The sequence below is a fragment of the Streptomyces sp. AV19 genome (assembly GCF_015999245.1).
In the GTDB taxonomy this organism is placed as follows: domain Bacteria; phylum Actinomycetota; class Actinomycetes; order Streptomycetales; family Streptomycetaceae; genus Streptomyces.
Genome location: NZ_JAEAMR010000020.1, coordinates 61,686 through 69,055 on the forward strand (window position 1 = coordinate 61,686; position 7,370 = coordinate 69,055).

The 7,370-nt window shown below is 75.1% G+C and carries 6 protein-coding genes and 1 pseudogene; 3 read left to right on the forward strand and 4 right to left on the reverse strand.

Translation table 11 applies throughout. The features are described from left to right. Positions 1–350 precede the first annotated feature (350 nt). The 3 genes and pseudogenes from I5Q34_RS27195 to I5Q34_RS36160 all read right to left on the reverse strand — a co-directional run. Entirely contained in the window at positions 351–1,613 is a 1,263-nt protein-coding gene (locus I5Q34_RS27195) for an MFS transporter (RefSeq protein ID WP_199895083.1), read from the reverse strand. Then, positions 1,610–2,242 carry a helix-turn-helix transcriptional regulator gene (locus I5Q34_RS27200; protein WP_199895084.1) on the reverse strand — a complete coding sequence of 211 codons (633 nt, stop codon included), beginning with the start codon at positions 2,240–2,242 and terminating at the stop codon, positions 1,610–1,612. The genes I5Q34_RS27195 and I5Q34_RS27200 overlap by 4 nt, the downstream gene beginning before the upstream one ends. Next, positions 2,200–2,511: pseudogene (locus tag I5Q34_RS36160) on the reverse strand (SDR family oxidoreductase); the annotation flags it as partial. The pseudogene I5Q34_RS36160 and the gene I5Q34_RS27200, both read right to left, overlap by 43 nt. A gap of 59 nt (positions 2,512–2,570) precedes the next feature. Between I5Q34_RS36160 and I5Q34_RS27210 the strand changes: the two are divergent. After that, complete coding sequence (locus I5Q34_RS27210) at positions 2,571–2,831, forward strand: helix-turn-helix domain-containing protein (protein ID WP_347343482.1); 261 nt, start codon at positions 2,571–2,573, stop codon at positions 2,829–2,831. A 134-nt stretch (positions 2,832–2,965) separates the two neighbouring features. On the opposite strand, the gene I5Q34_RS27215 is transcribed toward I5Q34_RS27210, so the two are convergent. Next, positions 2,966–4,105, reverse strand: coding sequence for an alpha/beta hydrolase (locus I5Q34_RS27215; protein WP_199895085.1), 1,140 nt, complete (start codon positions 4,103–4,105; stop codon positions 2,966–2,968). Between the two features lie 165 nt (positions 4,106–4,270). Between I5Q34_RS27215 and I5Q34_RS27220 the strand changes: the two genes are divergently transcribed. Both I5Q34_RS27220 and I5Q34_RS27225 read left to right on the forward strand, forming a co-directional pair. Next, complete coding sequence (locus tag I5Q34_RS27220) at positions 4,271–4,831, forward strand: GNAT family N-acetyltransferase (protein ID WP_199895086.1); 561 nt, start codon at positions 4,271–4,273, stop codon at positions 4,829–4,831. 223 nt (positions 4,832–5,054) lie between these two features. Beyond that, positions 5,055–7,169 carry a PIG-L family deacetylase gene (locus I5Q34_RS27225; protein ID WP_199895087.1) on the forward strand — a complete coding sequence of 705 codons (2,115 nt, stop codon included), beginning with the start codon at positions 5,055–5,057 and terminating at the stop codon, positions 7,167–7,169. Positions 7,170–7,370 lie beyond the last annotated feature (201 nt).

Genomic DNA, 7,370 nt, shown 5'->3' on the forward strand with positions numbered 1-7,370 from the left:
TTCCGGCCTCATGGGACCGCCCCGGACGGGCATCATCCCGTGCCCGGCGGCAGCCCTGCGGCCGGCCCGGCGGCGACCGAGGGCCGTGGCGGCGGGAGCCGGTCGGCGGATCATGCACGCCGGGAGGAAGCCGGGGCCGCCGCGGCTCCAAGGGCCGGCACCCGGGGGTGTACCGGGCAGCCCCGTGTCCTTGGTCCCGAACGCCTCGACGATCCTGAACGCCCCGACCGTAACGCCGTTGGCTTGCCGCCGGACCTCATGAGCCGTTGCCGGTCGTTGCCGGAGGAGTTGGCAACGACCGGCAACGGCCCGGAGGAAACGACATTCCTTGTCCGGCCGTCGGAGGCGGCTCAGCGCACCGGCCGCCGGCCGCGCTCCATCTCCGCCCATTCCTTCCGCATCCCGCCCACGCCCACCAGCGTCCCGTGCGCCGCCCCCGCCCCGGCCAGCGTCGCCCCGAGGCCGGCCACACCCACCACCGATCCCGCGACCAGCCCTCCGAAGGGGATCCCCGCCCACGCCAGGGCGCCGCTCAACGCCCGTACCCGGCCCAGCATTTCGCGAGGCACCCGCTCGAAGGAGATCGCACCCAGGATCGGGTTGAGGAAGCCCGAGCCGCAGCCGCCCACCGCGAAGACCACGGCCACCAGCCACAGCGGCGCGTCCACGGCGAGGATCAGGAAGCGGGGCATCTCGGCGAGGAGATAGCCGGCGAAGAAGACCGGGCGGCGGCGCAGCCGGTGGGCGATGGCGGCCGCGAGAATGCCGGAGCAGACCGCCATGCCGCCGAAGACGGCGTTGACCAGGCCGATGGCCGCCGGGCCCGCGCCCGATTCCCGCGCCCAGACGGGGACGAGGACCTGGGAGAACCCCGCCTGGAGGAAGTTGCCGGCGCCGACCACGACCGTGATCGTCAGCAGGAGCGGGTCCCCGCGCAGGAAGGCGAACCCCTCGCCGAGGCGGCGCCAGTAGCCCGGCTCCGGGGGCGCGGCCGCCGCCGGGCGCCCCGTCCCGCGCGGCGGCAGCAGCACGATCAGCAGCGAACCCAGCGCGAAACAGGCCGCGTTGGCGACCAGCGCCGTCAGCGGGCCGACGGCCGCCACGAGGGCGCCGCCCGCCGCGGGGCCCACCGTCGCGGCGAGCTGCTCGATGACACCGGCGAGGCCGGTGGCGCGCTCCAGGGGGACGCGGCCGCGCTCGGCGGCCTCGGGGACCATGACGTCGCGCGCCAGGTCGCCCGGGCCGCGCACCGCGCCGATGACGGCGACGAGCGGCGGCAGCAGCCAGAAGTGCAGCAGCCCCAGGGTGTGGAACAGCGGTATGAGTCCCGCGGCGGCCGCGCTCAGCACGTCGGCGGTCCAGCAGACGGCGCGCGGCCCGACGCGGTCCACGAGCGGCCCGGTCAGCGCCTTGACCAGGACGTACGGGGCCATCTCGCAGAAGGCGACCAGCCCGGTGAGGGTGGCGCTCCCGGTGGTGACCAGGACGAACCACGGCAGGGCGATGGCCGAGACGCGGGTGGCGGTCAGGGCGACGGCCAGCGAGGAGAGCACCGCGGCCAGCGGGCGCAGGGTGCGCGGCGGCGCTTCCCGGCGGGTGTCCGTGAGGGTCACGACTCCCCCGCCCCCGGGGTGGGTCCGGGCTCGGGCAGCAGGTGCATGACGACCTGCACCGGTTCGGCCCCCTCGGGCGCGCCCTCGGCGTCCGCCCGCCAGTAGCGCGCCATGACCGCCCGCAGTTCACGCGCGAGGCTCCCGGCCTCCTCGGGGGTCAGACGGAGCCGCCAGTCGCTCATCTCCAGGCGGTCGCGCCACTCCTTGGGCATCGACGGCGCCTGCCCGAGGGCGAGTTGGGTGCGCAGGGCGTGCAGGCTCGCCACGGATGCCCGGTACGCGGCGGTGGCCTCGGGCTCCGCGTCGGCGAGCTCCTTGTCGTCGAACCAGGTGGCCTCGTGCGCCGCGCGCCACCAGCGTTCCCGTGCGTTGCCCCGCGCGGTGTCCTCCGCGACGAAGCCCGCCGCGGCGAGCTGCCGCAGGTGATAGCTGGTCACCCCGGAGCCCACGCCGATGCGTTCGGCGAGCCGGGTGGCGGTCGAGGGCCCGTACGTCCGCAGCAGGCCGACCACTTGGACGCGGACGGGGTGGGCGAGGGCGCGAAGGCCCCGGGCGTCCAGCACCACGTCCGTCGCGGGGTCGGGAGTCAACCCCCGCGGCCGCCTTGTCGGTTCATCGTCATGTCCCATGGCGGCACCCTAAAACGCCAAGAGTTCTTCGCAAAGAGGTTTTCGCGAAGAACTCTTGGCGATCGGCACTCCCGGCGATCGGCACTCCCGGCGATCGGCACTCCCGGCGATCGGCACTCCCGGCAATCGGCGCGACCGCGTCGGAGCGAGCGCCCCGCGCCCCCGTCGATGCGGATGCTCTCGCCGTTGATGCAGGCCGCGGCGTCCGAGACCAGGAACGCCGCGAGCCTGCCGACCCCCTCGACGGTGGCGTAGCGCCCGGCGGGGACGCGGGCGAGGAAGTCCGGGTCCTCGCGACCAGCTCCTCGTCGAGGACGTCCTGGCCGCGCTGGGCAACCCCGTCCGGCTGTCCATCGTCCGCGAGCCGGCCGCCTCCGCCGGCGGGCGCACCTGCGGCAGCCTCCCGCTGGAGGTGACCAAGGCCACGGCGGCCCACCACTGGCGGGTCCTGCGCGAGGCGGGCATCACCCGCGAGTCCCGGGCGGGCCGGGCGAAGGCCGTCGCCCTGCGCCGGGCGGACCTCGACCACCGCTTCCCCGGCCTCCTCGGCGCCGTCCTCGCCGCCACTCCCCCGCCCCGCGAGCCCTGAAGGCGTGTCCGACAGGTCGGTACGGGCGGTAGGCGATATTCCGCCTTGCGATGCCCCGGCTACCGCCGGGAGGTGCCCCCGCCACCGGACGCCGCAGACCCCGCCCCGACCCACCGGACACGCCCTGGCCGCACTCACCGCACGGCCGCGTACGCGCCGAGCGCGATGCGCGCGAAGTCGCGCAGCGAGGCGGTGCCGGGGGCGAAGTAGCCGGTGTGGCCGTGGGCGCCGGCGGAGGACACCGGGCGGGCGCCGAACTCCGCCGAGGTGGGGTCGGTGCCGTGCCCCAGGCCGAAGAGCTCCACGTTGGGGACGTTGCCGATCCAGTCCGCGTCGTTGCGGCGGGTGGCCCAGACCCGGGCCCCGGTGTCCAGTTCCCCGGCCGAGCCGGCGTGCACGCCGGGGCTGCCCAGCACGACGAGGTCACGGGCGCGGAGCCCGGACGCGGCCAGCCCGCAGACGACCGAGCCGTAGCTGTGGCAGAAGACGGCGGGCTCGGCGGCGCCGGAGGCGGCGAGCCCGGCGAGGAGGCGGTCGAGGCGGGGCGCCCCGGCCCGGGCCAGCCGGTCGGTGGCCGCGTCGAGGCCGACGCCGACGGGGGTGGTGTAGCCCGCCCAGGCGATGACGGCGGTGGGGGTGCGGGGGTCCTGCCGGCGCATCTCGGCGCGCAGCGACTTCGCCATGCCGGACGGGGTGCCGTACGGGTCGTGGGCGCGGTCGAAGGAGGACAGGTCGATGTCGGAGCCCGGGACGACGACGGCGGTGCGCCGCGCGGCGGCGAGGTCCCCGTACACCTCGGCGACCTGGCCGCGGCCGCGCGGATCGAAGGCGAGGATCTGCCGCCCCGGCGCGAGCAGTTCGCCGTAGCGGCCGGCGAGGTCGCGCGCCCGCTCGCGTTCGTACGGGGGCAGGGACGCGTCGGCGGCCCGGGCCCGCTGCGCGGCCCGCTCGGCGGCGAGCGCGTGCCGGTTGGCCTCGTACCGCAGGGCGGGCGGCACCCCGTCCAGGTTGCCGACGACCAGCGGGTGACGCTCCGCCAGCCGCTGCCGCGCGTCCTCGGGGAGGGCGGCGAAGAAGCGCGCGACCTCGGCCGGGGCGGCGGTGGCCGGGTCGGGCAGGGCGCGGTGCAGGGAGTGGTCCGCGCGCCACGCGGCGGCACCGGCCGGCGGGCCGGTGACGGCGGTCTGCCGGTGGGCGGTGGCCCACCCCGCCGTACCGGCGACCACGGTCGTCGTGAGCGCGACGGCGGCCAGCGTGCGCTTGAAGCGGCGCATGGATGTCTCTCCCTCGTCCTGTGCGGTGACGGGGAGGAAGGTAGGAACGCGGTGTATGGCGAAACGTCACACCGTGGTGCCGAACAGGGGGTCATACCGGGGTAGGGGGTGGTCCGGGCGGACGCGCGTTTCGCCGCGGCCCGCGGGCCGTCCTACGCTACGAAGATGATCACCCGACCCCGCACCCTCGCCCACGGCGTCGTCCTCCGGCCCGTGGCCCTCGCGGACGCCGCCGCCCTGGCCTGTGCGTACGCGGCCAACCGCGACCACCTGCGGCCCTGGGAGCCCCGGCGCCCCGACGGCTTCGAGACCACGGAGGGGCAGGCGGCCCGGCTCACCGGGCTGCTCGAACTGCGGGACGCGGGGCGGGCGATGCCGTGGGTGCTCGACGCGGGGGACGAGGGGATCGCCGGCATCGTGAACCTCAACAACGTGGTGCGGGGCGCCTTCCACAGCGCCCAGCTCGGCTACTGGGTGGCCGCCGCGCGCGCCGGCCGGGGGCTGGGCACCGCCGCGGTGGAGGCGGCGTGCGACCTGGCCGGGGAGGAGCTGGGGCTGCACCGGATCGAGGCGGGGACGGTGACGACCAACGCGGCGTCCCGGCGCGTGCTGGAGAAGTGCGGTTTCGAGCGGATCGGCACCGCTCCGCGCTATCTGCACATCGACGGAGCCTGGCGGGACCACTACCTCTTTCAGAGGATTCTCAACGACCGCGCCCCACGCTGACCCCACGACCTCGCAGGCGCCCCACGAGCACCGTTGAGCCTCGCGTTGCCCGATCGCATCGCAATCTACGTCTCGCCGAGGCACGGCTGTTACATGACCGAGGGAATACCGCGCGTCGTGAGTCGTAAGATCTTACGGTCAACTAAGGGGGGTTGAATCGGCTTTGTCCAGCATGTCCGCGTTTGCTCTACCGCGCTTCGGGCGCGGGAGATGGGAGACCCCTGTGCCGGGGCGAATATCGCAACTTCCACGCCGTCGGGTCCTGCAGGTCGCGTGCGCGGGCCTGGTCGCGGGGACCGGCACGGTCGGGGCCTGGCAGTGGCTGGCTCCGGGGGCGGCCGGCGGCGGCCATGGACAGGAGTTCCCGGCACGGCCCGCCAAGGCGGTGACGAACCAGTCGTTCGTGCACGTCATCGCGCACCCGGACGACTCGCTGTACTTCATGAACCCGGAGCTGGAGCAGTCCATCCGCAGCGGCGCCCCGACCGTCACGATCTGCCTGACCGGCGGCGAGTCGGACGGCCGCAACGCGCTCGCCAACACCCCCGGCTACCCCAAACTCCCCGAGCGGCGGCCGGAGTTCGTCCGCGCGCGGATCAACGGCCTGCGCGAGGCGACGGCCCAGATGGCGACGGGCGACTGGCTGAGCCCGTGGAGGGTGGAGACGCTGACCCTGCTGCCCGGCCTCCAGGTCGAGCTGCAGACCCTGAAGGCGGCGCCGCAGGTCCAGCTGATCTTCATGGAGCTGGTGGAGGCCCGGTTCATCCGCGTCCCGCGCAAGGAGAGCCTGCGCGGGCTGTGGCTGGGGGTGACGCCGCGGCTGACCACGCTCGTCCCGGCCCACAGCCCGGTCAAGCGCACCTTCCAGTACAGCCGGCAGCAGGTCATCGACTCGCTGGTGGCCGTCTTCGAGCGCTACCGGCCCACGGTCGTGCGCACGCTGGACCCCAATCCCACGCACCGGGCCGTCCAGCAGCAATTCCCCGGCGTCGCGCCCGAATTGCACGGTATATCCCATTATGACCACCAGGATCACACCACCTCCGCCTACTTCGCCCAGGCCGCGCTCGCCGAGTACTGGGGCCGCAGACACGCCCGTCCCACGGCGGTCGAGAGCTACATCGGCTACGAGGTCTCCCTCCTGCCGTCGAACCTCGACGCGGCCACGACCCGGCACAAGGTGAAGATCCTCGACACCTACGGCTGGGCCGAGGGCAAGGACTGCGGCGACGCGGCGGGCTGCGGCGACCGCAAGGTCGGCAAGCGCTCCAAGGACGTCCGCTGGTCGAACAACTGCCGCCACCGGGCGCCGGGCACCCAGCGCTGGGTGCAGCCGCTGCCCGACGGACGGCTCGCGGCCTTCGCCCTCCTCGACGGCTCCGCGCACTGCTGGACGGAGACCCGGCCGGGCAGCGGCACCTGGTCGCGTCCGGTGCGTGTCGGCGGCTCGACGCCCTCGATGCTGGAGGGCCAGGTGCAGGTCCTGCGGCACTCCGACGGCACGCTCCAGCTCTTCTCCGTGCGCACCCAGCTGCCGGAGCGGGGCAGGGAGCACCGCCGGGACGTCGTCACCGCCCGGCAGACCGGCCGGACGCCCCGCGGCGGCACCCCCGCCTTCGGCGACTGGGAGTCCATCGGTTCCCCCGAGGCCGACCCGGAGCGGTCCATGGAGGTCGGCCACCCGCTGGCCGTCGCCGACAAGGACGGCAAGGTGTACGTCTTCGTCCGCGACTGGGCGGGCAACCTGCTGTTCCGCACCGGCGAGGACGGCCGGGACTGGACGGACTGGGAGCGGCTGTCCGTCGAGAACGAGCCGGTCAGCGCGCTGGACGGGATGGACGCCGTCCTCGACGCCAAGGGCCGCCTCCACGTGGTCGCCGCCGACACGAAGACCGTGCACCACTGGGTCTCCGAGTCCGACGGCGAGCCGCCCCAGCCGGCCGGGGCGACCCGGCTGCCCACCGCGAGCGGCCCGCTGTCGCTCGCCCCGCTCTCCGGCGGGGGCGTCCGGCTCGCGATGCGCCAGCCCGGCACGGCGCGGGTGATCGTGGCCGACCGTCCGGAGAACGGGAAGTGGCGGGTGACGTCCGAGTGCGCGCCGATCGGCGGGTACGGGCGGGTGGCCCTGGCCCAGGACGGCCGCACGGTCGTCGTCGCCGCGCGGGACGACCGGGGGCGGGTACGCGTCTCGAAGGGCTCGGGGCGGGTGGGGCCTTGGCAGGCGGGGGGTGTGGCGCATCGGTTCACGCCGGCGTTGGCCAAGGATGCGAAGGGGAAGGTTGTCGGGGTGGTGCTGGGTATGGACGGTTCGCTGAGCACCGTCCGCGTGGGGGCGTGACGGGGGGGGTGGGTTGGGAGGGTGCCCCGGTCCCTCCCCCAGAGGGGGGACCCCCATTTCACCGTTTCCGCAGGGGCTGCGCCCCTTCGTAACCCGCTGCGCGGGGCGGGGCGCGGGCCGTGCGCCGGGCCCGCGCTCCGCGCGGTGGCGGGGGCTCCGCCCCCTGCACCCCCGAAGCGCCCTGCGGGCGCTGTCCTCAAG

What these genes read in the sequence shown, in the direction of transcription:
- I5Q34_RS27200 (WP_199895084.1), bottom strand. Translation starts at nt 2,242, where the DNA reads ATGGGACATGACGATGAACCGACAAGGCGGCCGCGGGGGTTGACTCCC.
- I5Q34_RS27215 (WP_199895085.1), bottom strand. Translation starts at nt 4,105, where the DNA reads ATGCGCCGCTTCAAGCGCACGCTGGCCGCCGTCGCGCTCACGACGACC.
- I5Q34_RS27220 (WP_199895086.1), top strand. Translation starts at nt 4,271, where the DNA reads ATGATCACCCGACCCCGCACCCTCGCCCACGGCGTCGTCCTCCGGCCC.